The 25,346-nt window shown below is 58.3% G+C and carries 25 protein-coding genes, 1 pseudogene and 1 riboswitch; of the genes and pseudogenes, 20 read left to right on the forward strand and 6 right to left on the reverse strand.

Features of this window, described 5'->3' with window-relative positions:
* The first annotated feature begins 33 nt into the window (after positions 1-33).
* The gene (locus tag BMY98_RS00870; protein WP_425438836.1) at positions 34-384 is read left to right on the forward strand and encodes a RidA family protein; all 351 of its coding nucleotides are present in this window, start codon (positions 34-36) and stop codon (positions 382-384) included.
* A 62-nt stretch (positions 385-446) separates the two neighbouring features.
* On the opposite strand, the gene BMY98_RS00875 is transcribed toward BMY98_RS00870, so the two are convergent.
* Positions 447-689, reverse strand: coding sequence for a hypothetical protein (locus BMY98_RS00875; protein WP_074883412.1), 243 nt, complete (start codon positions 687-689; stop codon positions 447-449).
* A gap of 565 nt (positions 690-1,254) precedes the next feature.
* Between BMY98_RS00875 and BMY98_RS00880 the strand changes: the two genes are divergently transcribed.
* The 4 genes and pseudogenes from BMY98_RS00880 to BMY98_RS00895 all read left to right on the forward strand — a co-directional run bounded on the left by BMY98_RS00880 (position 1,255) and on the right by BMY98_RS00895 (position 4,737).
* Complete coding sequence (locus BMY98_RS00880) at positions 1,255-1,782, forward strand: P-loop nucleotide/nucleoside kinase family protein (protein ID WP_074883841.1); 528 nt, start codon at positions 1,255-1,257, stop codon at positions 1,780-1,782.
* A 299-nt stretch (positions 1,783-2,081) separates the two neighbouring features.
* A pseudogene (locus BMY98_RS00885) lies at positions 2,082-2,234 on the forward strand (carboxymuconolactone decarboxylase family protein); the annotation flags it as partial.
* A 166-nt stretch (positions 2,235-2,400) separates the two neighbouring features.
* Positions 2,401-3,306 carry a LysR family transcriptional regulator gene (locus BMY98_RS00890; RefSeq protein ID WP_074883844.1) on the forward strand — a complete coding sequence of 302 codons (906 nt, stop codon included), beginning with the start codon at positions 2,401-2,403 and terminating at the stop codon, positions 3,304-3,306.
* A 321-nt stretch (positions 3,307-3,627) separates the two neighbouring features.
* Entirely contained in the window at positions 3,628-4,737 is a 1,110-nt protein-coding gene (locus BMY98_RS00895; protein WP_281248149.1) for an MFS transporter, read from the forward strand.
* Positions 4,738-4,850: 113 nt separating this feature from the next.
* On the opposite strand, the gene BMY98_RS00900 is transcribed toward BMY98_RS00895, so the two are convergent.
* Positions 4,851-5,243 carry a PA0061/PA0062 family lipoprotein gene (locus tag BMY98_RS00900; protein WP_245759997.1) on the reverse strand — a complete coding sequence of 131 codons (393 nt, stop codon included), beginning with the start codon at positions 5,241-5,243 and terminating at the stop codon, positions 4,851-4,853.
* 180 nt (positions 5,244-5,423) lie between these two features.
* The gene (locus BMY98_RS00905; protein WP_158273345.1) at positions 5,424-5,948 is read right to left on the reverse strand and encodes a cyclophilin-like fold protein; all 525 of its coding nucleotides are present in this window, start codon (positions 5,946-5,948) and stop codon (positions 5,424-5,426) included.
* Between the two features lie 895 nt (positions 5,949-6,843).
* Here BMY98_RS00905 and BMY98_RS00910 point away from each other — a divergent pair.
* From BMY98_RS00910 to BMY98_RS00950, 9 genes are all read left to right on the forward strand, one after another.
* A complete protein-coding gene (locus tag BMY98_RS00910) occupies positions 6,844-7,755 on the forward strand; it encodes a methyl-accepting chemotaxis protein (RefSeq protein WP_425438837.1) in 912 nt (303 codons plus the stop codon).
* A gap of 9 nt (positions 7,756-7,764) precedes the next feature.
* Positions 7,765-8,133 (forward strand): response regulator, encoded by a 369-nt coding sequence (locus BMY98_RS00915; RefSeq protein ID WP_074883421.1) that lies wholly within the window; start codon positions 7,765-7,767, stop codon positions 8,131-8,133.
* A gap of 21 nt (positions 8,134-8,154) precedes the next feature.
* A complete protein-coding gene (locus BMY98_RS00920; RefSeq protein WP_074883423.1) occupies positions 8,155-8,442 on the forward strand; it encodes an STAS domain-containing protein in 288 nt (95 codons plus the stop codon).
* A gap of 64 nt (positions 8,443-8,506) precedes the next feature.
* Positions 8,507-10,552: a chemotaxis protein CheA gene (locus BMY98_RS00925; protein ID WP_074883426.1), complete on the forward strand. Its 2,046-nt coding sequence runs from the start codon at positions 8,507-8,509 to the stop codon at positions 10,550-10,552.
* Positions 10,553-10,581: 29 nt separating this feature from the next.
* Positions 10,582-12,240: a methyl-accepting chemotaxis protein gene (locus BMY98_RS00930; RefSeq protein WP_074883429.1), complete on the forward strand. Its 1,659-nt coding sequence runs from the start codon at positions 10,582-10,584 to the stop codon at positions 12,238-12,240.
* A gap of 36 nt (positions 12,241-12,276) precedes the next feature.
* The gene (locus BMY98_RS00935) at positions 12,277-12,816 is read left to right on the forward strand and encodes a chemotaxis protein CheW (RefSeq protein ID WP_074883433.1); all 540 of its coding nucleotides are present in this window, start codon (positions 12,277-12,279) and stop codon (positions 12,814-12,816) included.
* Between the two features lie 9 nt (positions 12,817-12,825).
* Complete coding sequence (locus BMY98_RS00940) at positions 12,826-13,635, forward strand: CheR family methyltransferase (RefSeq protein WP_074883436.1); 810 nt, start codon at positions 12,826-12,828, stop codon at positions 13,633-13,635.
* A complete protein-coding gene (gene cheD, locus BMY98_RS00945) occupies positions 13,632-14,165 on the forward strand; it encodes a chemoreceptor glutamine deamidase CheD (RefSeq protein WP_074883439.1) in 534 nt (177 codons plus the stop codon). Before BMY98_RS00940 ends, cheD begins: the two co-directional genes overlap by 4 nt.
* The gene (locus tag BMY98_RS00950) at positions 14,128-15,210 is read left to right on the forward strand and encodes a protein-glutamate methylesterase/protein-glutamine glutaminase (RefSeq protein ID WP_074883441.1); all 1,083 of its coding nucleotides are present in this window, start codon (positions 14,128-14,130) and stop codon (positions 15,208-15,210) included. Before cheD ends, BMY98_RS00950 begins: the two co-directional genes overlap by 38 nt.
* Positions 15,211-15,248: 38 nt before the next feature.
* Here the strand turns inward: BMY98_RS00950 and BMY98_RS00955 are convergent, their stop codons facing one another.
* Positions 15,249-16,553, reverse strand: a complete 1,305-nt coding sequence (locus tag BMY98_RS00955) for a tyrosine-type recombinase/integrase (protein ID WP_139214422.1) — start codon at positions 16,551-16,553, stop codon at positions 15,249-15,251.
* Positions 16,554-17,773: 1,220 nt separating this feature from the next.
* Here BMY98_RS00955 and BMY98_RS00965 point away from each other — a divergent pair.
* Complete coding sequence (locus BMY98_RS00965; RefSeq protein ID WP_074883447.1) at positions 17,774-18,778, forward strand: LLM class oxidoreductase; 1,005 nt, start codon at positions 17,774-17,776, stop codon at positions 18,776-18,778.
* Positions 18,775-19,722, forward strand: coding sequence for a nuclear transport factor 2 family protein (locus tag BMY98_RS00970; protein WP_074883450.1), 948 nt, complete (start codon positions 18,775-18,777; stop codon positions 19,720-19,722). The genes BMY98_RS00965 and BMY98_RS00970 overlap by 4 nt, the downstream gene beginning before the upstream one ends.
* 133 nt (positions 19,723-19,855) lie before the next feature.
* Here the strand turns inward: BMY98_RS00970 and BMY98_RS00975 are convergent, their stop codons facing one another.
* Complete coding sequence (locus BMY98_RS00975) at positions 19,856-20,794, reverse strand: LysR family transcriptional regulator (RefSeq protein WP_074883454.1); 939 nt, start codon at positions 20,792-20,794, stop codon at positions 19,856-19,858.
* A 122-nt stretch (positions 20,795-20,916) separates the two neighbouring features.
* Between BMY98_RS00975 and BMY98_RS00980 the strand changes: the two genes are divergently transcribed.
* From BMY98_RS00980 to BMY98_RS00990, 3 genes are all read left to right on the forward strand, one after another.
* On the forward strand, positions 20,917-21,843 hold the full coding sequence (locus tag BMY98_RS00980; protein WP_074883457.1) for an alpha/beta hydrolase: 927 nt from the start codon (positions 20,917-20,919) through the stop codon (positions 21,841-21,843).
* Between the two features lie 179 nt (positions 21,844-22,022).
* Positions 22,023-23,195 (forward strand): MFS transporter, encoded by a 1,173-nt coding sequence (locus BMY98_RS00985; protein ID WP_074883856.1) that lies wholly within the window; start codon positions 22,023-22,025, stop codon positions 23,193-23,195.
* Positions 23,196-23,290: 95 nt separating this feature from the next.
* Positions 23,291-24,124, forward strand: coding sequence for a sugar phosphate isomerase/epimerase family protein (locus BMY98_RS00990; protein ID WP_074883460.1), 834 nt, complete (start codon positions 23,291-23,293; stop codon positions 24,122-24,124).
* A 27-nt stretch (positions 24,125-24,151) separates the two neighbouring features.
* On the opposite strand, the gene BMY98_RS00995 is transcribed toward BMY98_RS00990, so the two are convergent.
* Complete coding sequence (locus BMY98_RS00995) at positions 24,152-24,655, reverse strand: hypothetical protein (protein WP_074883857.1); 504 nt, start codon at positions 24,653-24,655, stop codon at positions 24,152-24,154.
* A 137-nt stretch (positions 24,656-24,792) separates the two neighbouring features.
* Between BMY98_RS00995 and BMY98_RS01000 the strand changes: the two genes are divergently transcribed.
* A complete protein-coding gene (locus BMY98_RS01000) occupies positions 24,793-25,116 on the forward strand; it encodes a DUF190 domain-containing protein (RefSeq protein ID WP_012723172.1) in 324 nt (107 codons plus the stop codon).
* Between the two features lie 95 nt (positions 25,117-25,211).
* Positions 25,212-25,284: riboswitch (Fluoride riboswitch) on the forward strand.
* Positions 25,285-25,346: the final 62 nt, after the last annotated feature.

Here is a 25,346-nt window from a genome sequence, read left to right on the forward strand (position 1 = left end):
TTCCACCCTCGCAACCCATCAGGAGTTCACATGCTGGAAATCAACCGTATCGAAACCAACCAACGCATGAGCCGTGTCGTGCAGTGCAATGGCTTTACCTTCCTCGGCGGCCAGACCGCGACGGATCGCACCCTCGATATCAAGGGACAGACCGCGCAAGTGCTGGAAAAGATCGACAACTACCTGGCCAAGGCGGGCCTGGACAAGACGCGAATTCTCACCGCACAGGTCTGGCTGTCGGACATCGCGGCGAATTTCGCGGGTATGAACGAAGTCTGGGACGCCTGGGCACCGGAAGGGCACGCACCTGCACGCGCCACCGTGGAATCACGCCTGGCAGCGCCTGATTTGCTGGTGGAGATCACGGTAGTGGCAGCGAGCTGAATCGGCAGGCTGTATGAATGAGGTGCGCCGGGCGCGGTTTATCCGCAGCCCGGCGTTGCCGGTCAAGGGCCAACAGATGCTTCGACGGAGTTGGTCACGAGGTGGTTCTTGGTTGTACGTCGCTGCTGGGTGATCAGCACCTGAGGCACTGAGGAGCAGTGGTACTTGATCCCCTTTCGGGTCGGCATCAAGGCAACGCTTTCCATGCATTCCGCGCGGGTCGAATACGCTGTCGGCTGGTTCTCGTCCAGACATCCTTCCGCGCCGGAACACATACTCATCACAACCACAAAAATGCTCTTCATTGCTCTCATTCCTTTTTGGCAAATCACGGCGCGGACAGCGGGTGTGACGTGATTCTGAGGGGAGGTGATGGCAGAAGGCAATGCGGTGAAAGTGCGTTTCGTCGGGAATATGACGGTTTTAGGTTTTCTAGGGATTAGAGGGTAAATTTGCAGTCGGTAAATTGACGTCACGTTTTTTAAATCGGGTCAATTTACTTAAGTCTGGCGTCACTTAAGCGGGCTGGCGGGGGCTTTTGAAACCTTCCTGGAGACCGCAATCGGGCTTGGGCTCAATAACGCGCAACCAGTCCCAGCGTGCCTGATAGCTCTGCGCCTTTTTGCGAAACAGCACGGGTTGCGGGAAGTTTGGGTTCATGCGCAAAAGCCCCTGTTCAAGCTCATTCAGCCCGTGAGGTGAGTAGAGCTCGCCAGTATCAAAACGGCTCGGATCTGCATGGATGGGTCAACTCAGCATGTTGTATTCAAAGGGTCTATTTATTTGATCTTGAACGCCACCGGCGGCGTTGGCATCCCTTACAGGAGTAAATTAGCCTCCTTTAGCAGCACATCCTATGGGGAGTTTGAAATGCTCATCGTCTTCAGTGGTCTGCCCGGTACCGGGAAGACGACCATCGCCAAGGGTCTGGCCGCGAAGCTGGGTGCCGTTTATGTGCGCATCGATACGATTGAACAAGCCCTTCGTGATTCGGCGGATTTTGCGCGGGATGTGGGCCGCACGGGTTATCTGATCGCCTACGGGTTGGCGGCCGGCAACCTTGGTTTGGGCGGCACGGTGGTTGTCGACTGTGTGAATCCCGTGGTGGAAAGCCGTAGAGCGTGGAGCGCCATATCCTCTCGCTCTGGCGCGCCATTGGTGAATATTCAGGTCATCTGTTCCGACATGACGGAGCATCGACGCAGGGTGGAGAGCCGGCAGGTCGATATCCCGGGGCTGACGCCTCCCTCTTGGCAATCCGTTATGAACCATGACTATGAGCCTTGGGACACCGAACCCTTCACCGTAGACACCGCGCTCAATTCCCCGGCGCAGGCATTAGCGGCGATTGCCGACTACTTGAAACGGTCTGATTTATTCACCCCTGACCAGGGCTAACGGCGCTGTCGTGGCGTTGAACACCTTCGCCGTGGTCAGCAATTGGGGAAAGGGGTGATCAGCCTGAATTCATGAGCATCGCTCACTGCTGTTTGTCACAGGGCCCTGTAGTACATCGCTACCGCGTGAATGAGGTTGAAGCCCAAACCTCATTCACTCAGGAGCTCGCCCATGAACGCAGTTGCAGCACTCTCGACGCTGGCGATGATGCTGATGGTCGCCAACGCTCAGGCGGAGGATAGCGCACCCTCCATGACCCTCGTCCCGAACGGCTCGCAATCCTCGATCCTCGGGATCCCGTGGGATTTCACCTCAATCGCGCGATGGATAACGGCCAGACCCAACCTCAGGCCTCGGAAATGCTCACCCAATTGGCGTTCTATGCCGGATGGCCGAACGTGTTTTCAGCGGTCCCGGTGTTAAAGAAGGTGTTTGCCAGCAGGGCCGGGTAGGGGCCAGGCACGTGGCATAACCGCACTAACTGCTGAGTCACGCTCAGCTCACTTATGAACCACGCTCATCTAAGGCCAGTGGCGAACCCGGATATACTCCGCCCAATCCGCGTGTTCGTGATCAACCCGTCCCTCGCCGTTCGAGACGCCCTTGCGTAGGTAGATGATGCAGCTCACCCGTGCCAACCTCGCCGATTTCATGTACTTCCTGGCCGTCGCCCGGCATTTGAGTTTCAGCCGTGCGGGATTGGAAGTCGGCATCAGCCCGTCGGCCCTCAGCCATGCGATCAAGGCGCTGGAAGCCAGGCTTGGCGTGCGCTTGCTGAACCGGACCACCCGCAATGTCACCTTGACCGCTGCCGGTCAGGAGTTGCTGGCGTCGATTCGTGAGCCCATCGACCGCATCGACCAGGCCATGGAAGTGCTCAACCGTTACCGGGACGAGCCCACGGGGAGGATCAGGCTGAATGTGTTCAGCGATGCCGCGCTGTTGCTGCTGGCGCCGGTATTACCGCTGTTCGGTGAGCGTTACCCGGACATCGAAGTGGATATTTCGATCTCCAACAGCATGGTCGATGTCGTGGAGGGCGGCTTCGATGCCGGCATGCGCTTTGGCGCGACGGTGCCCGAAGGGATGATCGCGCACCGTCTGTCCCCGGACGTGCGCTGGTTGGTCGCCGGCACGCCCGACTATCTGCGCAAATGGGGCACCCCCGTTCACCCTGAGGACCTGAAGCAACACCGCTGCCTGAAGTTCAAGGTCGGCACCGGCAAGATATACGACTGGGAGTTCGAAAAAGAAGGCGTGCAGCTCGCGGTCCCGGTCTTCGGTGGCGTGATTCTCGATGAGACGCGGATGGCGATTGCACTGGCCTGCGCGGGCAGTGGACTGATATACGCGGCTGAACCGATCCTCGCGCCTTACGTGAAAAGCGGTTCCCTTGAGTTGGTGCTTGAGGACTGGGCGAGTGTGAGTCCGGGTTTCCACATTTACTATTCCAGCTATCGCCAGCAACCGCTGGGCCTGCGCCTCCTGATCGACATGATCCGGGACATTGCCCCGCTGGGGTGATCCGCAACGGCTCAAACCGGGAGGTCTGACGCTTTCCCGGCTAAAGCCTGTCCCACAGGGTGCTCCCGCTTCCCGTCATTAATGAGCAATGCTCATCACCGCATCACACGCACCCCGATAGGCGAGGGCTGACGTCGCCTGTACCGTGACGCCACTCAATCCATCAAAACCGGCGCTCGTCGCACATCACCCTGGCGTGAGGCGATTGCACGGGCCGGACACGTGTCGAGGGCATGAATGCGTACTGCTGAGCTACAAAGAGTCGAGCCTGAAATAGCCAGGCCTGATCGAGGTGTATGGAGCGCCGTGGGTGCCATGGCCATGTGCGTGGCCATGCTCATTTCATCCGAATTCATGCCGGTCAGCCTGCTGACACCGATTGCCTCCGACCTCGGAGCGACCCAAGGGATGGCCGGCCAGGCGATCTCGATTTCGGGACTGTTTGCCGTCGTCACCAGCCTGTTCATGTCGGTCATCGCCGGGCGCATTGATCGTCGCTACGTGTTGATCGGCTTGACCAGTCTGATGCTGGCCTCGTTGATCCTGATTGCCGAGGCGCCTAGCTTTCTGGTCCTGATGATTGCGCGCGCCGTGCTGGGGATTGCCATCGGCGGGTTCTGGGCACTGTCCACGGCGACCGTTATGCGGCTCGTGCCATCCGACACCGTGCCCAGAGCCCTCGGCATCATTTTCACCGGCAATGCCATCGCCACGGCATTTGCGGCACCTATCGGCAGCTACCTGGGCGGCATCATCGGCTGGAGAGGCGTGTTCTGGGGACTGGTCCCGCTGGTGCTGATCAACCTGCTGTGGCAATGGATCAGCCTTCCGTCCATGCCGCCCAAGTCGGCGGGCTCGGTCCGTCAATTGTTCGCGCTGCTGCGTCGTCGTCACGTGGCGTTCGGCATGATGGCGGTGATGTTGACCTTCGCCGGCGCGTTTTCGGCCTTCACCTACTTTCGACCCTTCCTTGAAACCTATACGCAGGCGACGACCCCGCAGCTGTCGCTGTTCTTGCTGGGGCTCGGCGTCGCAGGTTTTGCCGGCACCTATGCGGGGACGGCGCTGGTGAGTGACCGAATGTATGCGCTGTTGCGCTGGCTGCCATTGCTGCTGGCAACGGTGACGCTGTTGATGCTGCTGTTCGGCCACCTCAAGCCAGGCGTCGCCGTGGCGATGATTTGCTGGGGCGGGCTGAACGCGGCCATTCCGGTGGCGTGGTCAACCTGGCTTAGCAGAAGCGTCAGTGATGACCCGGAAAGTGGCGGCGGCTTGCTGGTTGCGGCGATCCAGCTGTCGATCATGGTCGGTGGCGCTTTGGGTGGCTTGCTGCTGGATCACGTCTCCATTGCCGCGACGTTCATGGGCGCTGCCGCGTTGCTGGTATTGGGCGCGTTGATCGTGGGGAATGGCAGTCGCTTGCGCGGCTAAGCCGGTTTTAAGCGCTTGCGCCCTCGCAGGCAGTGCCTCAGGGGTGGCATCCCGACATTCGCTGGATGCCACCCTCGATTCGGTTTGCAATGCGTAGAGGACTGATTGGCTGATTAAAGGCAAGGCACCGTGCCGGCTTGAGCCACTTCAACGCCACCACTGTCCATCAGCGACACCTTGAGCTCGCCGTCTGCTCGGCTCTGTACCAATGTATAGCGCTGATCGGCCGCGAAGTTGGCGTAGTCAAGTGTCGCCGTGCAACGACGATGGCTATTCTGATAACCGATCATCACAATCCCCAGTTCCATCGAATGCCTGCCCGGTGAAACAATGAAGTGATTCAAATGTTGGGCCTGATTTCCGTCGAGACGCCTTGCGATCATGTCGTCTCCCGCGTGGGCCTCTATGTTGACGATGGACTTTCCAGGTTCAGGACTTGTTGTTCCAGTGGCACAACCGCCGAGCACCGAGACCGTCATAAAGGCGGCAAGTGTCTGTAGTTTCATGGGTTACCTGTTAACTAAGAGTATTAAGTATTTAAAGCAAACCCCCGTTCGTCAGCGACGGCTGAACATGACGACAGGCGCCGCCATATTCAAATCGCCACGTGGGTGCGCTCGTTATAAAAGCGTTATTCAGACGTCGGCCGTTGCGACGCGTAGACGTCTGGAATAAGTGATCGGACGTTATTGTTTTGAGAAGCTGATCCGTACGTCATCGCTGCCAACCAGGCGCGCCAGTGCGGCAGGGTCATCCACGCGGCCCAGGCGGGTGTAGGAATAAGACGAAGGGAAGGTGACGTAAAAAGCGACTAGGGTTTGCGACCCGTACAACATCAGGTCACCGCTGTGGATCGTGCCTGGCCGGGTGACATTCGTAGTAAGCGCCTTGGGGAGCTCGGCGTGTTTCTCGTTGTTGTTGAGGTCGGGCATGTCAAGGGAGAGTGGCAGCAGGGCGGCAAAGTCCCGGGCTGCCTGGGTATTGGCGAGGGTGATCTCAAAGCGCGTGTCGCGAACGGTCATCCAGATGCGCGACGCGGCTTGCTGCGCCGTGATTGACGAGGACTCTGGGGCAGCGCGCGCGCTGCTCAGCGGCGACGCATTGGCTTCGCTTACGGCGGCCAGGCCGAACAGAAGTCCGAAGGCCCGCGTCAGCCCTCGTGTGCCCCCGGCATGAGCGTGAGTGAGGAGGCCGAACTTATGGTCGCGCATACTGTGGGGCACCTTATGCAGTGGAATGATTCACGGGCGAGTGAGTCAGGGATCAGTGATTAAAGCGATCGGCGATTTCAACGTTTCGCCTTTAATAACTTACGTTGGACGCCTGATGTCACGGCAATCTACCCCCGGAGAAGAGTCCGAACTAGGCCGGTCTCCAGCATGCTTCTGTGAACAAACTTCACCAATGCCGGAAAGTTGCTGTGCATAGCGTTCCCGTTTTCCCTGGAAGACCCTTTCAATCGCCAGTTCTTTATATAAGTGTCAATCGGGATGTTGATGATGGTCGCTCTCTGACGAGCCCTGATCCCGTCATCCTGCACATGCGCTAGCAGGAAGGTTCAGGCACGTTCCGCATCACATCGCACCGCACCGCACCGCACAAAAAAAGTCCCCGGTTTTGCAGTCCGGCATCACCGGGAATCGCCGGGTCGTGGCCGGCGGCAAGAGGAGGGCAGGCATCCTCGGCGGTCACGCGACAGTCATAAACCAGACGGAAGGCAGCGGGGGTGACTCAAGTTGTGACGCACTGGGCAGATAACCGTGATGTCAGTTACATCAGCAGCATTGTTCAAGGATCGAACCCATGACCCAGCGTCAATCCATCCGCATTCCCCGCTCCGCTCAGCCGCGTTTTCTCTGGTTCGCTTTCATTCCGGTCGTGCCCGCCGTTGCATGGACACTGTTCCAGTCAACCTCTCTCCCTAACCTCATTGCGTGCGCGGCACTGATGCTGACCGGCCTCGGCGCAGGCGCATGGAGTGCTGTTTCCCGGCGTGACGCGGTGCTGCGAGCCATTGCGCTGGAGCAAGGGGATCAGTCAGCGGCGCACGCGGCCAGCAACAGCATGACCTCGCAGGTACAACTCAATGAGGTGCTGCTGGGCGCCATGCCGATCTGGGCCCGGCAGGTGGAGAGTTCACGCCATCAGACCGAAGAAGCGATTGTGAATCTGACCAATCGATTCATCGGGATTGCCGCGCGATTGCAGGAAACGGTTCAGGCGTCCCAGCGTGCGGCCGGCGAACTCGACGGGCAAACCTCGGACGGAGCGGTTGAAGTGCTGTCCCTCAGCGAAAGCGATTTAAGCCAGGTGATCAACTCGCTCAAGGCCGCGCAAGCCAGCCGTGACCAGACCTTGGCCCAGGTGCGCGGCCTTACCGCGTATACCGGTGAACTGCGCACCATGGCCGCCGACGTGGCGGCCATTGCCGCGCAGACCAACCTGCTGGCGCTCAACGCGGCCATTGAAGCGGCCCGTGCCGGTGAAGCCGGTCGCGGCTTTGCCGTCGTGGCTGACGCGGTACGCAGCCTGTCGAGCAAATCCAGTGAGACCGGCCAGCAGATGTCGGCCAAGGTCGACATCATCAATAACGGCATCACCCAATTGGTGCACGCCGCCTCCAGCAGCGCCGATCAGGACAGTCAATCGGTGGCTGCGTCAGAAAACAGTATTCAAGTCGTCCTCGAGCGGTTTCACAACATCACCGGCCGCCTGGCCGAATCCGCGGACCTGCTCAAACAGGAAAGTCGCGGCATTGGTGAGGAGATGACCGAGGTGCTGGTCGACCTGCAATTCCAGGACCGTGTCAGCCAGATCCTCAGCCATGTGCGAGACAACATGGACGACTTGCATGGCCACCTGCTCCAGGCCAGCGAGGCCCCGGATCAGGCGACGTCCATTGATGCCCGCCAGTGGCTGGCACGAATGGACGCGACCTACGCCACCGACGAGCAGCGGCGCACCCATCGTGGCGAGACGCCTGTGCAGCAGAACTCTCAAGACATCACCTTCTTTTAGGACTCTCTCATGGCGAAGAATGTATTAGTGGTCGACGACTCCAGCAGCGTGCGGCAAGTGGTAGGCATTGCCTTGAAAAGCGCCGGCTACGACGTGATCGAGGCGTGCGATGGCAAGGATGCGCTGCGCAAGCTCACCGGGCAGAAAGTGCACCTGATCATCAGTGACGTGAACATGCCCAACATGGATGGCATCACCTTCGTCAAGGAGGTCAAGAAGCTGCCCAGCTACAAGTTCACGCCGATCATCATGCTGACCACCGAATCCCAGGAGTCGAAGAAGGCCGAGGGCCAGGCGGCGGGTGCCAAGGCGTGGGTGGTCAAGCCGTTTCAGCCCGCGCAGATGCTGGCTGCGGTTTCGAAACTGATCCTGCCCTGAATCCTTGCGAGGGAGGCTGCGATGCCGATCACCATCGAAACACTCGACGACAGCACCTGCGTCAGTATTGACGGAGAGCTGACGATCTACACCGTCGCCGAGCTGGCGGGCGCGCTGTTGCCGCAGATGGGGGCCGCGCCACGCTTGATGCTGGACCTCTCGCCGGTCACGGAAATGGATGGAGCCGGGCTGCAGTTGCTCGCGGTCATCCAGCGTGAAGCCGAGAACGCTGGCACGGCGTTAAGCGTCACCGGCCAGAGCCTGGCGGTCACGCAGGCACTTGAGTTGTGTCGCAAAGCGGCTTCATAAACCGACCGCCGCGCCAGTCCCAACCCGTTCATTGCACGTTCATTGATAGACAAGGAAGGTCCGGGTGAGCATCAATCTCGACCAGGCACTACAGACATTCATCGTCGAGGCGCACGAACTGTTGCAGGTCATGGAGCAATCCCTGCTGCAGCTGGAAAACGAGCCCGCCGACCAGGATGCCATCGGCGCGATTTTCCGTGCCGCCCACACCATCAAGGGTTCCGCCGGCCTGTTCGGCCTGAACCCGGTCGTCAGCTTCACGCACATTGTCGAGGACGTACTCGACCGACTGCGCGACGGCAGTGTGGCAGTCGACACCGCGCTCATCGCGGTGCTGCTCAAGTCCGGCGATCATATGCTGGAGCTGATTAACGTCGTCGCCAGTCGTGGCGAGACGCTCCAGCCTGCCGCCCTGGAGCGTGAAGCGGCGTTGCGCGAGGCGTTGAGCACCTATCAGGCCCCGCACAGTACCCCCGACACCGGCGTTCAAAACACCGAAACCGGCGCTGGCGACACATCAGCCGAGGTGCTCTGGCATATTTCCCTGCGCTTTGGTGTGGACGTGTTTCGCAATGGCATGGACCCGCTGTCGTTCCTGCGCTACCTGGAGACTTTGGGGCAGATAACGCAAGTCACGACCCTCACCGACACTATTCCGGTACTGGACAGCTGGGACCCGGAAAGCTGCTATCTGGGTTTCGAGATCGACCTGCGCTCGACGGCCAGCCACGCCACCCTCAACGAAGTCTTCGACTTTGTGCGTGACGACTGTGAAGTGCGCATCGAGGCCGTCGACGAAACGTCCCACAAGGCTGTGTCCATCGGCAGCGAGCTGGTTGCTCAGGCGGAGCAGGGGCCATTGACGGCGTCGGCGCAGCGGCTACCGGCGACCAGCGAGCCAAAAAACCGGGACGGCAACTACGTGCGCGTCAATGCGGACAAGCTTGACGAGCTGATTAACCTGGTCGGCGAACTCGTGATCGCGAGCGCCGGTGCCAGCCTGTTGGCACGTTCCTGCCAGAACGACCCGCTGCAAGAGGCGACCTCGACGGTATCAGGACTGGTGGAGGAGATTCTTGATGGCGCACTGCACCTGCGCATGATTCCCATCGGCGACACGTTCAATCGCTTCCGCCGCGTAGTGCGCGATATCAGCCAGGAGCTGGGCAAGGACATCGAGCTGACCATCAGCGGTGCAGAAACCGAACTGGACAAGACCGTCGTCGAAAAAATCGGCGACCCACTGATGCACCTGCTGCGCAACGCCATGGATCACGGCATCGAAAGCGCCGATGCCCGGCGCGCTGCCGGCAAGGCGGGGAAGGGCCATCTGAGCCTCAATGCCTACCACGACTCGGGAAGCATCGTCATCGAAATCGCCGACGACGGCAACGGACTCAACCGCGAACGGATCCTGGAGAAGGCTCAAGAGCGCGGTTTGGTGGCCAGCGGTGCGGTGCTCTCTGATCAGGAGATCTACAACCTGATCTTCGAACCGGGCTTCTCTACCGCCGAGGCGGTGACCAATCTGTCGGGCCGTGGCGTCGGCATGGACGTGGTCAAGCGCAATATCACGCTGCTGCGCGGCACCGTCGATCTCGACAGTCGTCCCGGCCAGGGCACCGTGGTGCGTATTCGCTTGCCGCTGACCCTGGCGATCATCAACGGATTCTTGGTCGGCATCGACAAATCCACCTACGTGATTCCGCTGGACATGGTTCAGGAGTGCATCGAGCTGGACGAGCACCAGCGCCAGTCGAGCTGCGACAAGGGTTACCTGGACCTGCGTGGCGAGGTGTTGCCGCTGGTGGACCTGCGCAACCACTTCAGCCACGAAGGCAGCGCCGGCCGACGCCAGAATGTAGTGGTGGTGCGTTACGCCGAGCACAAGGCCGGGCTGGTCGTCGATGATCTGCTCGGTGAGTTCCAGACCGTGATCAAACCGTTGGGCAAGTTGTTCGGCGCCCTGCGGGGCATCAGCGGCTCGACCATATTAGGCAGTGGCGCGGTGGCGCTGATCCTCGACATACCGGCATTGCTCAACCAAATCGTACAACTGGAAGCCCGCACGACCCAGGCGCCTTATTCGCCAACCGTCGTCGCTCGCTGACGTATTTGCAACACCCTGGAGGCTCCACGATGAAATGGTTCTACGATCTTAAAATTTCCACCAAGTTGATCAGCTCATTCCTGGTGGTGCTGGCCCTCACTGCGGCGATGGGCGTGTTCGCCATTCATCAGCTGGGGGCCGTCAATCAGGCTGCTCAGGACATCCGTGGCAACTGGATGCCTTCCATGCGGGCAGCGGCAGGCATGCGCTTTTTTGCCGCCAACTATCGCTTGAAAGAGAACCGCTACATCAGCACCGATATCGCCGAGGAAAAGGCCCAGGCAGGGCGAGAAGCCGTCGAAGCCCGCCAACAGTTCGAAACCCGCATGGGCACCTATGAGCAGTTGGTGTCGAACGAGGAAGATCGTCAGCTTCTGGCGGGTGCGAAAAGCGCCTGGGCGTCCTACCAGGCAACCAGCAGTCAAGTGCTCGAGCTTTCCCGGCAGAACCAGGAGGACCAGGCCCGCAGCCTGCTCAGGGGTGAGTCGAAGGTGCGTTTCGAAGACTTGACCAACCGCTTGCAGAAAATGGTCGAGCTCAACGACGCCGGCGCAACGGCTGCCGGTGACAAGGGTTCGGCGCTGTACGAAAGTGCCCGCCTGGCGATCATCGCGGCATTGGTCGCTGCGTTGTTGATCGGTCTGGGCCTGGCCGTGTTCATCGCGCGGATCATTTCTCGTCCGCTGAGACAAGCCGCCTCCGCCGCCGAGCAATTGGCTGAAGGCAACCTCAGTGCACCTATCGCACCGGGCACGAAAGATGAAACCGGCATGGTACTCAACGCCATGCGCAACATGGTCGGCAAGCTGGGACACATCATCGGCGAAGTCCGCAACGCCGCTGATAACCTGGCCAGTGCCTCCGAGCAGGTCAGCGCCACCGCGCAATCGATGAGCCAGGCCACCAGTGAACAGGCGGCCAGCGTCGAGGAAACCAGTGCCTCGATCGAGCAGATGAGCGCCAGCATCAACCAGAACACCGAAAACGCCAAAGTGACCGATGGCATGGCCAGCAAAGCCGCCAAGGAAGCCACCGAGGGCGGCGATTCGGTGCAGCAGACCGTCGTGGCGATGAAAAAAATCGCCCAGCGCATCAGCATCATTGATGACATCGCGTATCAGACCAACCTGCTGGCCCTCAACGCAGCCATCGAGGCCGCTCGGGCCGGTGAGCATGGCAAGGGTTTCGCGGTGGTAGCGGCCGAGGTGCGCAAACTGGCCGAACGCAGTCAGGTCGCCGCCCAGGAAATCGGCGAGCTGTCTTCCAGCAGCGTGGACATGGCCGAGAAGGCCGGCAAGTTGCTCGGCGAAATGGTGCCGTCCATCAACAAAACATCCGATCTCGTGCAGGAAATCAGCGCGGCATCCGAAGAGCAGGCCGCAGGCGTCGCGCAGATCAACACAGCAATGACCCAGCTCAACCAGGTGACCCAGCAGAATGCGTCGAGCAGCGAAGAACTCGCCGCCACAGCCGAAGAAATGAGCAGTCAGGCCGAACAGCTGCAACAAGCCATGAGTTTCTTCGTGCTTGACTCAACGCCCAGGCCCGCCGTTCAAAGCAGCAGCGTGGACAGCCCCGGCAGCAAGCCAGGCCATCAGCCGCCACGGATGAAACCGCAGCCGCCACGCAAAGCATTTGCGTACAGCATGGCCAGTGCCCCGGACGAATCCGAATTCACCCGTTTCTGATCACAAGAATCGATGCGGGCTTACAGGGAGAACGACATGGGCGCAGTGATGACTACTCGGCATACCGCCGTCGCGGTGGATGAGGATGCGCAGTACCTGACCTTTATGCTCGGCGGCGAAATGTTTGCCATCGGCATTCTGGGGATCAAGGAAATTATCGAATACGGCAGCCTGACCGTTGTGCCAATGATGCCCGCCTTCGTGCGCGGGGTGATCAACCTGCGCGGTGCGGTGGTGCCGGTGGTCGACCTGTCGGCGCGTTTCGGGCGAGCCAACTCTGCGATCACCCGGCGCTCTTGCGTCATCATCATTGAAGCGAGCACCGAAGAGGGGCAGGCGCAGGACATCGGTTTGCTGGTCGACACCGTCTCTGCGGTGCAGGAGATTGCGGCCGCGCAGATCGAGCCGCCACCGAGTTTCGGCGCACGGATTCGCTCCGATTTCATCAACGGCATGGCCAAGGTCGATGGCAAGTTCGTGATTGTGCTGGATGTGGACAAGGTGCTGTCCATTGATGAGATGTCCAGCATTGCCGAAGCCGGCCAGGCACCGGCCCTTGATATCGATCCGCGTTGAGGCCCGAACATGGCAGACACCGCTACCATTGATGATCGCGAATTCGGCCAGTTTCAGAGCTGGCTCTACCGCGCGGCCGGCATCAACCTGTCTCCCGCCAAGAAGGCGCTGGTAGCAGGGCGCCTGTTCAAGCGTCTCAAGCATTACGAGCTGCAGAGCTACGGCGAGTATTTCAAGCTGATCATGAAGGACGAGCGCAAGGGCGAGCTGCAGGTTGCTCTGGACTTGCTGACCACCAACGAGACCTATTTCTTTCGCGAGCCCAAGCACTTCGACTTCCTGCGCCAGCAGGTGCTGCCCAAGGCGGCGCCGGGCAAGGTGTTTCGGGTATGGAGCGCGGCCAGTTCCTCGGGCGAAGAACCCTATAGCCTGGCGATGACCCTCGCCGAGGGCTTGGGCACCACGCCCTGGGAAGTGGTCGGCTCGGACATCAGTACGCAAGTGCTGGCCAAGGCGCGCAGCGGCCATTACGCCATGGGCCGTGCCGAGACCTTGCCTCAGCCGTTGCTGGTCAAATATTGCCTGAAAGGCATCGGCCGCCAGGAGGGCACGTTCCTGATCGACAAGGCATTGCGCAGCCGCGTCAATTTTGTCCAGGTCAACCTCAACGAAACGCTGCCCGCCCTCGGTGAATTCGAGGTGATCTTCCTGCGCAATGTGATGATTTATTTCGACCAGCCGACCAAGGCCCAGGTGGTCGCACGCATGCTGCCGCTGCTTAAACCAGGCGGCTACTTGATCATCAGTCACTCGGAAAGCCTCAACGGTGTTAATGACACCTTGAAGCTCGTCGCGCCATCGATTTACCGCAAGCCATGAAAATGCCCGTCGGCGCGGCCGAAGTGGTATTGGCCCCTGGCCAGGTCAGTTTCGCGACGCGTCCGACACGCTTGCGCACGCTGCTGGGTTCCTGCGTGGCCATCACGTTCTGGCACCCGCAACGGCTGATCGGCGGGATGTGTCACTTCATGCTGCCAGGACGCCTGCGTCACGATCAGCCGCTGGACGGCCGATATGGCGACGAGGCGCTGGAGTTGCTGCTTCGACACGTCCTCATCAACGGGACGCAGGTTGAGGATTACCAGATCAAGCTGTTCGGCGGCGGCAGGATGTTTCCCGATCAGCCGCGCGACCTGCGCACGGAGGACGTGGCCAGCCTGAATATTCGCGCAGCGCTGGCCCTGGCCGAGCGTTACCACCTGCACCTGACCGCCCAGGACATGGGCAGCACCGGTCACCGCACGATCATGTTCGACGTGTGGAACGGCAACGTCTGGGTTCGGCACCAACCAATGGGAACACTTCAACAAGATGCCTACCAAAAAAATCAGCGTACTGCTGGTCGATGACTCGGCCGTGGTGCGTCAGGTGCTGATGGCCATTCTCAGCGACACGCCGGATATCCATGTCATGGGCGCCGCCTCCGATCCGATTTTCGCCATGGACAAGCTCGCCCGGGAATGGCCCGATGTGATCGTGCTGGACGTGGAAATGCCACGGATGGACGGGATCACCTTTCTCAAGAAAATCATGAGCGAGCGGCCGACGCCGGTGGTGATCTGTTCCTCGCTGACTCAAAAAGGCGCCGAAACCTCGTTGCAGGCGCTGTCCGCAGGCGCTGTTGAAATCATCACCAAGCCCACGACCGGGTTGAAAAATTTCCTGATCGAATCGGCGGCCGAATTGGTGGCGGCGATACGGGCTGCGGCCAACTCCAACGTTAGAAACCTGGGAAAGCGCAGTGCCAGCCCGGCGCCGCTGCCAGCCCCGGCCGGGAAGTTGACTGCGGACGCCATCTTGCCTGCCGCCAGTGGCCACGCCATGGCGCAGACCACTGAACGGATCGTCGCCATCGGCACGTCCACCGGGGGAACGCAGGCGCTGGAAGCAGTGCTCAAGGCATTGCCGAGGGTGTGCCCGGGCATTGTGATCGTGCAGCACATGCCAGAGAAGTTCACCGCCTCGTTTGCCGAACGCCTCAACAGCATCTGTGCGATCGAAGTACGCGAGGCACGCAACAACGACCGAATCCTTCCAGGTCTGGCGCTGATCGCCCCCGGCGGCAAGCATCTGATAGTCACGCGCAGTGGCGCCTATTATCACGCCCAGGTGATCGACGGGCCCCAGGTCAACCGCCATCGGCCATCAGTGGATGTGCTGTTTCGTTCGGTGGCCAAGTTCGCCGGCAAGAACGCAACCGGCATCATCATGACCGGAATGGGCGACGACGGCGCGCGCGGCCTCAAGGAGATGCTCGACGCCGGCGCTGCCACGGTTGCACAGGATGAGGCGAGCTGCGTGGTGTTCGGCATGCCCAAGGAGGCCATCAAACTCAACGCTGCCCAGCGGGTCATGCCGCTGGAGCATATTCATCAGGCAATCCTCAACGGCTAACCGGCCCGTGACATGCAGCTTCCGCCCAAGCGTTTAGATCATGATCGCTCTTTCATGGGGAGACGCTTGACCGAGTAAGCCCGTTTTTCATCCTCGGAGTTGTAGTAGACGTTCTGCGTCGTGCTAAGGCTGTTGTGACGCAGATCGACCTGCAGGTCTTTCATGTCGCGGTGCGGCGCATCGAAGGTGGCCGAGGTGTGCCGCAGCCAGTGCAAGGACGCCGCGCGCAGGCGACCGACGTCTTCGTCCGGCCAGTGCTCGGCCTGCATACGCTGCAGCGCGCGATCGAACACTTCCTGCAGCAACACGCGGATATGCCGGTCCGACAAACCGGCGCGACCGCGTTGAGTGGCAATCAGCGGCGTGCTTTCACGGAAGCCGGGCAGGGGGGACAGGCCTTGGTGCAGGCGCCAGCGCTTGAGGTAGTTCTCGACGTAGTCGTCACGCACGCTGATCTTGCCGGCTTTATTGCCTTTGCCCACCACGTGATACCACCAGTTCCCGGCGCTGTCTTTGCGCAGATCGCCCATGGTCGGCTTCCAGTTATCGCGACCGACCAGATCGGAAACTCGCAGGTACATGGCAAAGATCGTCGCCACAATAAACAGCGTGCGCTCGTACTTGGTGTCCTCGGCGGCCAGCAGTTCGGCAGTCTCCAGCACGAAATCCCACTGCAGCGAGGTCAGGATGCGCGTGTCCTGGTTGTCGGTGTTGCGCTCTTTGTATTTGCTCTTTTGCTTCACCGCGCGAAACGGGTTTTGCTCACAGAAACCCTCATCGATCGCGTGCTGGAAAAAGCTCCCGCATACCGCGAAGATCTGCGCAATAGAGCCCTGGGCCAGCCGGTAAGTGTCCTGAAGGGCGGGCCGGTTTTCCTCCTCGGCGCGCTTGCGTTCTTCCTTGGCGACGGTCTGGCTGAACGGCCGCCAGTCGGGGTTGAGCACGTAAGTGTCCGTCGCGGTTTTCTTGCGGGCACCCAGGCGGGTGAAGCGAGATTTCACCACAGGACCGACCCATGAAGGATCGGGCGCCAGACAGAACTCCATGAAGCTCTCGGCCTGGGTGCGGCGCATGGCGAGGAGGGGTGTTCTGGATTTGAGCAGGGTCCAGAGCAGCAGTCGCTCGACGTGAGTGCGGTAGGAATTGAACGTGGACTCGTTGCCGGCGTAGGACTTGAGAAAGCTGCGCACGGCGCGGTAGCCTTCGATGGCCTGGGTCTCAGCGGGGAATTGCTCGAGATAACCCCGGATCGCCGGAAGCTCTTCCTTTAAGGAGCTGAAGTTGAGCTCGCCGAACTTCGCGTAGGTTTCGAACAGCGGATGAGGGGACGAAGGCGCGGGCATTTGAATTCGCTGGCTGGAGATGCGGAAGATGCCGGCATGATCGTGCAGGATGGGCATAGATGCAATATCCGGGTCTGACAGTTATCGGATATTGCATATTTGCGTCGGGGTGTGTTAGCGGGGTTCTCTGGTCACCCTAGGGTTTGTGGACTCGTTTAGGCCTTTCGGGCAATTCAAGTGCCGTTTGCGTGTGCAGGTAGGTGTCTTTCGCGACTTTTGGGCCAGTTTCGACACCCAGGAGCAGCGATTTGTTGGGCTATCCAGGGGCTTTTGCGGGCGCATTGATACTCTACAGGCCTTGATTTACTGGGCTTTCGGGGTGTTCAGGCAATCGCACGCCCGGGTGATCGGCGTTGGGCAGCTGCCTGTTACGCGGCTGGAGTGACGGTTCATTGGGGCGTCCTTGCGCTGACTTGAGCCGGCTGTGTCGGAGGATCGGCTTCGAAGCCTGGGCCTCATGAAGTCGCCGTTCAAGCTCACGGCGGTCAGGCGCTCGCGGTCAGCTGGATGTCTGCGAGCTGAACTGCCGTAAATCTCCGGATCTGCGTCTGTGGCGGATCATCTGTCTTGCATATCACTGGCGCTGGTCAGGTATCGACATCCTCGTGACTTGGGGATCAGGTATCGATGCTGATGCTGATGTGGATGTTGGCATGGCTTACGAGATGTTTGCTGTGGCTTCGGAGGCTGCGCTGGATTCAAGGGTGCGCGTTAGGTAAGCGGCGATTGAGCTTGTTGGATCACCGAGCTCAGCGTGAACGGCGAGCTGTGATCTGTGAGCTGTGAGCTGTGAGCTGTGATCATCGAAAGTGAGCGTTGGGTTTGGGGTGAACCTAGATGCCTGGGACAGAGGTTCATGAAATGCGGAAGCGCCACGTTCGATTGCCTGGGGCACTGGGCCAAATGCGTAACATGGTGTTACGCATAATGTATATTATGTTAAATTATGTGTCTGAATGTCGAATCACTTGTCTCACCAGCGGGCAAAAACCGTGGTCTGCCTCGAATCACCAGAATACTCATCCCCTCTAAGGCGCCTATAGCGGACGAGTTTAAGCGACTGACCCAGCAGACGTTTCATTGAGTTAATAGCGGCCAACAGTTGCTCGCGCCCCATCAGACGGGACACATTTTCCCCAATACCTTCATTACCATGCAGACCTGTTCATCTGAAAGCCGCTTACGCAGTAGTAATCGGCTTGAAACAATGAGGTTTAGCAATGACTTCTCTCAGCCCTTCCCTTGAGCTCAGTCCCGAGCTTGCATCTCACCCGGCCTATTCGCGTGTATTCCAGCCCGAAGGCCTCACCTTCGGATACATCATGCCCCTGGAGGGCTATCCGAATTCACCGTTTCCGACGCTCCAGGATCATCAACGCCTTGCTCGCATTGCGGACGAGGCTGGATTCGCAAGTCTGTGGATGAGAGATGTGCCCTTCTATGACCCGAGCTTTGGTGACACTGGTCAAATGATCGACCCGTTTGTCTATCTGGGATATCTGGCTGCTGTTACCAAAAACATTGCTTTGGGCACAACGGGCATCGTTCTTCCGTTACGTGAACCACTGATTGTCGCCAAGCAGTCCGTTTCGGTCGACCAGCTAACCGGCGGTCGTTTCTTGCTAGGGCTCTCCAGCGGAGATCGCCCGATTGAATATCCCGCATTCGGGATTGATTTCGAAGCGAGAGAAGAACGATACCGGGAGGGCTTCGAGCTGATTAAGACAGTCACTGAAAACAGCTTCCCAACCGTCTCAACCAAACTTTTCGGCCAGCTGGAAGGCTTGCTAGACATGGTACCCAAGCCAGTTGGCCCTCGACTCCCGATGATCGTCGTGGGCCGGGCGCGTCAGACGCTTGAGTGGATAGCCAATAATGCCGATGCCTGGATTTGGCATCTAAGCGACTTCAATCGTTTGCCCGGCCTCATCCGCGAGTTCCGTTCTGCCAGCCAGACCGGCAATGCAAAACCATACGGCTACGCGACATTTTTCGATCTGGCGAAGGATCCGAACACACCGCTGGAACGCGGCTACAACGGAATAAGAATCGGGCGTAATGCTCTCGTGGAGCTCTGGAAACGGCAACAGGATGAAGGTGTTTCACACGTCGCGCTGAATATCAAACCTCTGCAGCGACCAGCCGCTGATGTCCTGGATGAGATGGCTGAGTATGTCCTGCCACACTTCCCCATAGGCCAACCTGCCTCGCAGGTTACCCAGTGACCGGCTCAAGTGACCGCACCGACATTAAGGGCGTTATAGCCACCTTTCTGAAAGCCTGGGAGAGCGGTAATTGGGAATCTGCTGGGGATATATTCACTGACAATTGCCAGTTGGTGACAAGCCACATGTCCGCTCATGAGGGTGGACGCAAGATTGTCAGAGCTTTCCAGCAAGACCGTGCCAAGGCTGTTGGCTTTTCAGTGAAGGCAACCAATCACTATGTAGGAGGTGGAGAAACCGATGCCACTTTCAGCTTTTACGCCTATGGCCATATCCGCAAAGCCGCAAAGTCGGCCACGCTCGGATTTGGCATGACGGTCACGGGCTCTCTGAAAAAGACAGCAGACACTTGGCACCTCGACAGCGTGCTGATTGCCTTGAATTGGGTAACCGGGGACCACTCGCTTGCAACTCACTGGCAACTTCCACCAGGTGACGACGGATGGAGGATTGGCGATCCCGCTCCGACCCTCGTGAGCGAACTGAACGCGCCATGGCTTGCTTTCCCAAGCTCAACGCCTTTGGTACCCAGCGAGGAGTGTATTGCTGAAACCTACGCTCGTTACTCATGGGCGCTGGATCAGGCTGACATGCAGCTGCTTGCTCATTGCTTTACCAACGACGCCGCTGGTGATTTCCAACCGATGGGCCTTATTGAAGGGCGCCACGCGATCATCGGCTCCTTCAAAGAGTTTCGCAGGCCCTGGCCGTGGATGCAGCATTTCGCGGACGTGCTGGAGATCAAGTCCGACGAGGAAAAGGGGGTAGCTGAAATGATTGTCGGCAGAGTCATTCCTGGAAACTCACACACGCAAGATGGCACGCCCCTCTATGGCGCGCATTACCGGATGCGGCTTCGTCGCAAGCATGAGGGCTTCTGGCAACTGACCTGGAGCGAGTACCGCCCAGGCTGGTTCAATGCCCATGAAGCACCAAGAGTTTAGTCCCTTCCTGGAAACGCTCTAGGGCCGTGGCGCCGTACTGTCTCGGACGACGAGTTCGATTTGTATGCGCTCGCGGCGTGCAAGTGGGCGCCCCTCGATCAGCGCAACGCTGTTGCCGGGCTTCGCTCACAGGTCAGCCAGAGTGAATGCCTTCCGCAGAATGTTGCTCCCATGGGGGGCATGGTGACCAAGCCTCCACGAGCTTATCGATGAAGAGTCGAATTTTTGGAGAGAGGTGCCGCTTGCTAGGGTAGATCACCCGAATAGGCTCCGCCGCCTCGGCGTACTCCGCGAGCAGTTGAACGAGCTTGCCACTGCGCAAATCGTCGTTGACCACGTAGGAAGGCAGAGTCGCTATCCCCAGGCCAGCGACAGCCGACTGGTGCAACGACTCGGCACTGTCCATCTGCAGCCTTCCGCCATGAGTAACGGACACAGAGCTACCATTCACGCGAAAATTCCAGGGAAGCAATCTCCCACCGCTCACAAAATGCAGGCACTGGTGCTCGGATAAAGCGTCCGGCGTTTTAGGCTCGGCATGCTCAGCCAAATATTTGGGGGAAGCGCAGGTAATCATTTGTTGGTAGGCCACAGTGCGCGTTAACAACCGAGAATCTTCCTTCGGTGGCCCGATGCGCATGGCCAGATCAAATCCCTCATCAATCAGATCCACCAGCCTGTCAGAAAAGGTGATATCCACGCTCAAGGAGGGCCAATCTTTCAGGCAGCATTCGATGTGCTGGAGAACGTGAAGCCTCCCCAATGCAACCGGCAGGCTCATCCGCAGCCGTCCACTGGGTGTCGCGCGACGAAACGCCAAGGCGTCCTCCACATCGTCCAGATCCTGGAGAACACCCACACACCGCTCATAAAGAACCTGCCCGTCGTCCGTCATGCTCAAGCTACGAGTAGTGCGATTGAGCAGGCGTACTTGCAAACGAGCCTCAAGCCTGACTATCGACTTCCCCACCGCCGAGCGAGTGAGCCCCAGCTGCTTCGCCGCCGCAGTGAAGCTGCCAGCGTTTACGGAGCTTACAAAAGCGGCAATGTCGTTCAGGTTGTGGAGTTCCATGGAGACCTCTGGCCGTCAACGTTAGGGCGATTTAGCACCTGATATGGGGAACCCTATTCCCCAATAAGAAGCATAGTATCTCAATTAGCTACTCCATTGCCCAACGATCAATTGAGGTCATTATGAACACTAAAGTCCAAGCAGCCGTCCAAACCTGGGCCAACAGCCTGAGCGATCTGGTACCCGTTCTTAAAGGAATCGATACCACCACAAAAATGAGCGACATCCGCGACTCTTACGCAAAAATGCTCGCACAGAATCCTGCGCCTGCTGGCGTCAAATTCGAAGCGGTCGACATGGGCGGCGTACCGGGCACACTCGTTACCCCTGATGAGATCAAGACCGACGCAGTAGTGATGTACATCCATGGCGGCGCATACATTGTTGGTCGTCCAGACGGTTACCACGGTATCGGCGGCAACTACGCAAAAATGCTCGGCGCTCGTGTCTACATGCCGGATTATCGCCTTGCCCCTGAGCACAAGTTCCCAGCCTCTATTGACGACACACTGCGCGCCTACGAGTGGCTGCTTGAGCAGAAAATCCCGGCTAACAAGATCGCATTCTCTGGCGAGTCAGCTGGCGGCGCGATGGTTGTCAGCGTGATGGTGGCTGCTAAATCCAAAGGGCTTCCACTGCCTGCAGTGGGTTCGTCCATCTCGCCATGGGCAAACCTTGAACACACCGGTACTTCCATGAGCAACCGTGAAGGGCTGGATCCTCTGAACTCCAAGCCTGTCTTGGACATCCTCGCCAGAGCATTCCTGGGCGACACATTGGCCAATCATCCTCTGGCCTCACCTGTGTTCGCGGACGTCACCGGTCTTCCACCAATCTTGGTGCAGATCGGCGAGAACGAGCTGATGTTGAGTGATGCAATGCGCCTTGCAACTCACCTGGCTGATAACCGAGTTCGCGTGAACCTGGAAGTATGGCCTGCGATGTTCCACGCCTGGCACTTCTACGCCGCCATGCTGCCGGAAGGTCAGCAGGCTATGGAGAGTTCCGCTCGGTTCATCGAGGCTGGCTTGGCCGACGCTAACCGCTAAAACGAAGGACAACCGCGATAGCTTTGTGGCTGTCGCGGTTTTGCTCATCCCGTTTCTATAAAAGCTTCATCAGGCTATGCCGAGAGCCTGAGCAAGCGCCCTGCCCAACCCCCTAATATTTCACCTAACGCCCCTGCTTGGCAGGCCGTGTCCACTGAACTCAGAAGATGGTTTTTCCGATGACACCAGCCCGCAGCACGATCAACCCAAGGGTCTATGCGCTGACCTTCACTGCATTTGTAATGCTCTCTTCTGAATTTATCGTCGCAGGTTTACTGCCTGAAATTGCAACTTCGCTGGCCATCACTATTGGCGCCGCGAGTGGGCTGGTGACGGCTTTTGCTTTAGGCATGGGCATCAGCGCGCCAATCATTGGTGTTCTAGCACACCGGGCCTCGAAACGATCCCTCCTCATCGCCGCGTGCGTGGCACTCGTTCTCGGGAATGGGATTTCCGCAGTCTTTAGCGACTACTCCATCATCCTCATTGGTCGCGTACTAGGAGGAATCGGCGTTGCTGTTTTCTGGACAAACGCCGCTCTGGCCGCGAAGTCACTGTCGCAAGGCCGCAATGAAAGCATGGCGATTGGTAGAGTCTTGGTGGGAATCTCGATCGCATCGGTCGTAGGCGTCCCAGTCGGCAAACTCATCGCAGACGCCACCAATTGGCGGATGGCAATGTGGATGATGACAGCGCTGAGCAGTGTGGCTTTGCTAACCGTGTGGATTTGGGTGAGGCCTGCAGAAGAATCGCGGCAGAAAGAAAATCTGCGCGACACCCTGCGTGTAGCCTTCAAGCCTGACGTCTCAATGACCTTGGTCAGTTCGTGCTTAATATTTGCTGGCGTTGCCTCGGTATTCAACTTCTTGGCTACCTTCCTGGAAAAGGAAACCGGCTTCGGTGAGATGAACGTCACGCTGATCCTATGTCTCTACGGCGTCGCAGACATCGTGAGCAATTTGATCCTGTCCAGACGTGTAAAAGATGATCTGGAGCCACTGTTCAGACGGGTCTTGATGACCATGGCCTTGGGCATGTGCGCCCTGTCAGTTTTTGGCAATCTCACATGGGCTGTACCACTCGCCATCATCATTGTTGCCAGCAGCCACGCTGGTGTCAGCCTGCTTGTCGGAATAGACGTATTAAAAAGGGCTGGGAACGCTGGTCAGTTGATCAATGCCATAAACGTATCAATGATAAATCTAGGCATCGGCATTGGTGCAGTCATTACTGGGTTGCTGATAGATCGCGCGGGCGTTAGCACCATAGGTTGGGTTGGCGCATGCTTCATTTTTTTGGCGCTGTCTGTTCGATGGAAAATCGAACGAAGCAACGTACATCATCATGAATGAGTTGTAGATGTGGATACCGTCCTATCAGTCGAGGCAGCCAATGGCTGCTTGCGCAAATGGCGCAATTCATCCGAGCCAAGTTCACAGGAAGCACTATGCAACGCTTAGCTATCAGCCAGATCACCACCAAGCCACTAACGTTGGAGCAGGACTTGGCCCTCTGCAAAACACTGGACTGCGGACTGGAGATAGATGAGAAAAAGCTCTCGGTTGATCGTAGCGAGGCTCATGACCAGTTGGCGTATATCAAAGAAAGCGGTGTTCGGATCACGTCCATCCAACCTAAGACGCTTACAGTCTTTCCATCCGCTTCAGCACCGCAGCCAGAGTCTCCGGAGGCCCGGCTGGAAAATCTCATTGGCTCGGTGGATCTGTTTAGCAAATACTGGAAAGGTCTGCCTTTGGTGACAAACACTGGAGCTGATCCCGATGGCAACGAGTACAAAGTTTGGGAAGGCTGCGTGCAGCGTTACCAGACTCTGGCCAACCATGCCGAAGATCAGGGGATGAAGATCGCTCTGGAGGCTCTCGGCCCATCTCTTATGAACGCCAACTCCATTCTTTTCGCCTACAGCCAAGCTCAAGAGATGGCCGCATCGGTGGACAAAAAAAGCTTTGGCGTCTGCCTCGATATTTACAACAGCTGGCAGGATCCGGCCCTTATCGAATCAATCACATCAGAGAAGCTATTTCTGGTGCAGCTAGCTGACTGGCGTCGCCCAAGGTCACTGCATGACCGACGTGCCCTCGGGGATGGTCAGATATCCTTTTCACCCATACTGCGCAGACTATTGGAGTGTGGCTACAAGGGTGACTATGTTCTGGAGATCTTCTCAGACTCGGTTTCTGACTCGCTGTGGAGAGACGCTTCGACAATCAGCCTGGCGATCGAAGCCAGTACGCGAATCTTCGACAGCCTGTCACTTTAAGCCTGACTGGCAGTCACAGAACTTCCTTTATTTCACCCACTTGAGACATGCAAATCCCGTATCAATCCGAAGCGGCTGAACAGGTTCAACGCTTTCCTGATCGCCAACTTTCTTGACTACGTCTACGGCGCAGAAATACTGGTCTGGGCTGACAACGGATAAGACGCCTTTCCTTGGCTCGCTCCAAAACCTCTTCGCCACGGTATACGTAGCGCCCTCTTCAGGCGTGAAAGAGAACGGAACCTGGCATTGCATGCCTCCGACTTCACTGCGATAAGTCAAAATCAGCTCTTTATCCACGGCCACTGGAGACTCGACGAAGTCACCAGTGGCAAGCAGCGTTGTGTAACCCGCGTAACACCCTTTTTCGTTGAACGTCATCAGATCCAGCCTGGCGCCGTGATCGTATTTCATACGCACCGTCGCTGAGGGTTGACCAGGCTGAGGAACAGCATACTGCTTGCCGTACATGATTGAGTTGCAGCCACTTGTAAGAGCCACCTGGGCAATTGCATGAACTTGACCAGCCATTTGCATTCGACTTGACCAGTCGTTTGCATCCGACTTGACCAGTGCGCATGATGCCAGTGTGAATCCTGCCCGGGTGGCAATGACGGCTGCCGGGCTTCTGTCCTATCAAATAATCAGCACGCGCTTAGGAGAGGAACATGAAAGGTTTTCTGGTCACTTTCTTTACTCAACAGAATCGTCGCTATCAGGGAAAGATGCTCGGCGACTGGATCGTTGATTTGGCGAAAGAAATGGGACTGCGGGGTGCGACTCTGTCCACAGGTATCGAAGGCTTTGGGCATACCGGCCGGCTGCATTCCTCGCATTTTTTTGAACTAGCGGATCAGCCTACCGAAATTCGTATGGCCATTACCGAGGACGAATCTGTGCAGTTATTCAAGCGATTGGAGCTTGAAGATATCTCGTTATTTTACATAAAAACCCCAGTTGAGATGGGCTTCGCCGGAACAGAAGTCACCTAGTCTGGCCTGCTTTCATAAGCGGTGACTCGAAGACGCCTACGCTTGCCTCGTGCTCCGAAACACGATTTTACATTTTGGACAGAGCTCGCTAAGATCGGCTCATTGGAGATGGCATTCCTCCATTAACCAACCGCTGTGCCCGTAGCAGCTGATGATGCCTACAGAAACCTGATCAACCAGGTCTGTAGGCGTTCGCGCCCAGAATCCCCTTTTTGGTCAGGCCCACTTAC

The sequence above is a fragment of the Pseudomonas graminis genome (genome assembly GCF_900111735.1).
In the GTDB taxonomy this organism is placed as follows: Bacteria; Pseudomonadota; Gammaproteobacteria; order Pseudomonadales; family Pseudomonadaceae; genus Aquipseudomonas; species Aquipseudomonas graminis.